Origin of the sequence: Oerskovia rustica (assembly GCF_014836555.1) — a bacterium.
Taxonomy (GTDB): domain Bacteria; phylum Actinomycetota; class Actinomycetes; order Actinomycetales; family Cellulomonadaceae; genus Oerskovia; species Oerskovia rustica.
Genome location: NZ_JACSQQ010000070.1, coordinates 1 through 3,137, shown reverse-complemented (window position 1 = coordinate 3,137; position 3,137 = coordinate 1). Strand labels below are relative to the sequence as shown.

The window sequence follows — 3,137 nt, the reverse complement described above, 5'->3', positions numbered from 1 at the left end:
CGGCGCCCACCCCTCACGGTCCCACGGCCGATGGACGGCTACTCTCCGGCGCGGCGCAGGACCTCGGTCAGTCGGTTGGCTGCGGCGACGACCGAGCCCGAGTGCAGGCGGCCGGGCTGGCGCGTGAGGCGCTCGACCGGCCCCGAGATCGAGACGGCGGCGACGATGCGCCCGGACGGTCCGCGGACGGGCGCCGACACCGAGGCGACCCCGAGCTCGCGCTCCGAGACGGACTGGGCCCAGCCGCGCCGTCGGACACCCGAGAGGATCGTGGCCGTGAAGACGGCCTCGCGCAGGCCGCGGTGCAGGCGGTCCGGCTCCTCCCAGGCGAGCAGCACCTGGGCCGCGGAGCCCGCGCCCATGGTGAGCGTCGCGCCCACGGGGATCGAGTCTCGCAGGCCGACGGGGCGCTCGGCCGCGGCGACGCAGATGCGATGATCCCCCTGGCGGCGGTAGAGCTGGGCGCTCTCGCCGGTGTGGTCACGCAGCGCCGTGAGAACGGGGTTCGCCGCGGCGAGCAGGCGGTCCTCGCCGGCAGCCGTCGCGAGCTCGTTCAGGCGCGGCCCGAGGACGAAACGGCCCTGCATGTCGCGGGCCACCATGCGGTGGTGCTCGAGTGCGACCGCGAGGCGATGGGCCGTCGGACGGGCGAGTCCGGTGGCGGTGACGAGCTGGGCCAAGGTGGCTGGTCCGGACTCCAGAGCGCCCAGAACGGACGCCGCCTTGTCCAGCACGCCGACTCCGCTAGAATTGTCCATAGGTCGATATTGACGTCTCGCACAGTGAGATGCAAGTCAGCGGGTGTCGTGTCGACGAAGGACCAGGAGTTTCCGCCCGGTCCACGACCGAGATGTACCCCCCGATCGTCGCCCACGGCCCCCGCGTGAGCGACCACCGCAGGACACAGGTAGGAGAGAACCAACATGGCCGGCACGCTGGCGGAGAAGGTCTGGGACGCGCACCTGGTGCGACGTGGCACCGACGGGTCGCCCGACCTCCTCTACATCGATCTGCACCTCATCCACGAGGTCACCAGTCCGCAGGCCTTCGAGGGCCTGCGCCTCGCCGGCCGGCAGGTGCGCCGTCCCGACCTGACGATCGCGACCGAGGACCACAACACCCCCACGCTCGACATCGACCTGCCGATCGCGGACCTCACGAGCCGCACCCAGATCGACACGCTGCGCAACAACGCCAAGGAGTTCGGCGTGCGCATCCACTCGCTCGGCGACGCGGACCAGGGCATCGTCCACCAGGTCGGACCGCAGCTCGGGCTCACCATGCCCGGCCTGACGGTCGTGTGCGGCGACTCGCACACCTCGACGCACGGCGCGTTCGGGGCCCTCGCATTCGGCATCGGGACGTCCGAGGTCGAGCACGTGCTCGCGACCCAGACCCTCCCGCTCGCGCCCTTCAAGACCATGGCCATCACGGTCGACGGCGAGCTGCCCCCGGGCGCGACGTCCAAGGACATCATCCTCGCGATCATCGCGAAGATCGGCACGGGTGGCGGTCAGGGCTACGTCCTGGAGTACCGCGGCGAGGCCATCCGCAAGCTGACCATGGAAGCCCGCATGACGGTCTGCAACATGTCGATCGAGGCAGGCGCGCGCGCCGGCATGATCGCGCCCGACGAGACCACGTTCGAGTACCTCAAGGGCCGCCCGCACGCGCCCGAGGGTGCCGACTGGGACGCCGCGGTCGAGTACTGGAAGACGCTCCGGTCCGACGACGACGCCACGTTCGACGAGGAGGTCGTCCTCGAGGCGGCCGACCTCGAGCCGTTCATCACCTGGGGCACCAACCCCGGCCAGGGCCTGCCCCTGTCCGCGAACGTCCCCGTCCCCTCGGAGATCGCCGACGAGAACGAGCGCGTCGCCGCCGAGCGTGCGATCGAGTACATGGGCCTGACCCCGGGCGCGCCGCTGCGCGACATCGCGATCGACACGGTCTTCATCGGCTCGTGCACCAACGGCCGCATCGAGGACCTGCGCTCCGTCGCCAAGGTCGTCCAGGGCAAGAAGAAGGCCGACTCGCTGCGCGTCCTCGTCGTGCCCGCCTCGGCGCGCGTGCGGCTCCAGGCCGAGGCCGAGGGGCTCGACCAGATCTTCCTCGACTTCGGTGCGGAGTGGCGCAACGCCGGCTGCTCCATGTGCCTCGGCATGAACCCCGACCAGCTCGCCCCCGGCGAGCGCTCGGCCTCCACGTCCAACCGCAACTTCGAGGGTCGCCAGGGCAAGGGTGGGCGCACCCACCTCGTGTCGCCGCTCGTCGCGGCCGCGACCGCCATCCGCGGGACCCTGTCCTCGCTGGCGGACCTGGACCTGCCCGCCGACGTCGACATCACGTCGTTCGACGGCACCCCGCTCGCGCCGCTCGACCCGCGCGTCCCGCTGCAGGTCTGACACCGGCCCCCTGACGACACTCATCGAGGAAGCAGAAGCATCATGGAGAAGTTCACCACCCACACCGGTGTCGGTGTCCCGCTGCGCCGCAGCAACGTCGACACGGACCAGATCATCCCCGCCGTCTACCTCAAGCGCGTGACGCGCACGGGCTTCGAGGACGCGCTGTTCGCGGCGTGGCGCGGCGACCCCGCGTTCGTCCTGAACCAGCCCGCGTACACGTCCGGCTCGGTGCTGGTCGCAGGCCCCGACTTCGGTACGGGCTCGTCGCGCGAGCACGCCGTGTGGGCCCTGAAGGACTACGGCTTCAAGGTGGTCCTGGCCTCGCGCTTCGCGGACATCTTCCGCGGTAACTCGGGCAAGCAGGGCCTCGTCGCGGGCATCGTCGCGCAGGAGGACATCGAGCTGCTGTGGAAGGTCCTCGAGACCAAGCCTGGCACCGAGGTCACGGTCGACCTGGTCGAGCGCACCGCCACGGCCGACGACGTCGTGGTCCGCTTCCAGATCGACGACTACACGCGCTGGCGCCTCATGGAGGGCCTCGACGACATCGGCCTGACCCTCCAGCACGAGGGCGACATCACGGCGTTCGAGCAGACGCGTGCGTCGTGGCGGCCCAAGACGCTGCCCGCGAAGCACCTGCCGACGGTCGAGATCGAGGCGGCGCGCCCCTTCGTGTGACGCTCGCCTGAGCAGGTCACTGCCCGACGGCGCCCCGCCCCGGGGGGGGGG

At 71.2% G+C, this 3,137-nt stretch carries 3 protein-coding genes; 2 read left to right on the top strand and 1 reads right to left on the bottom strand.

The features are described from left to right. Positions 1-38: 38 nt before the first annotated feature. On the bottom strand, positions 39-758 hold the full coding sequence (locus tag H9652_RS19430) for an IclR family transcriptional regulator (RefSeq protein WP_030150819.1): 720 nt from the start codon (positions 756-758) through the stop codon (positions 39-41). Between the two features lie 165 nt (positions 759-923). On the opposite strand from H9652_RS19430, the gene leuC reads away from it, so the two are divergent. Together leuC and leuD are read left to right on the top strand one after the other, a co-directional pair. Continuing rightward, entirely contained in the window at positions 924-2,405 is a 1,482-nt protein-coding gene (leuC, locus tag H9652_RS19425) for a 3-isopropylmalate dehydratase large subunit (RefSeq protein WP_138825119.1), read from the top strand. A gap of 42 nt (positions 2,406-2,447) precedes the next feature. Beyond that, entirely contained in the window at positions 2,448-3,086 is a 639-nt protein-coding gene (gene leuD / locus H9652_RS19420) for a 3-isopropylmalate dehydratase small subunit (protein ID WP_138825117.1), read from the top strand. Positions 3,087-3,137 lie beyond the last annotated feature (51 nt).

What these genes read in the sequence shown, in the direction of transcription:
- H9652_RS19430 (WP_030150819.1), bottom strand. Translation starts at nt 758, where the DNA reads ATGGACAATTCTAGCGGAGTCGGCGTGCTGGACAAGGCGGCGTCCGTT.
- leuC (WP_138825119.1), top strand. Translation starts at nt 924, where the DNA reads ATGGCCGGCACGCTGGCGGAGAAGGTCTGGGACGCGCACCTGGTGCGA.
- leuD (WP_138825117.1), top strand. Translation starts at nt 2,448, where the DNA reads ATGGAGAAGTTCACCACCCACACCGGTGTCGGTGTCCCGCTGCGCCGC.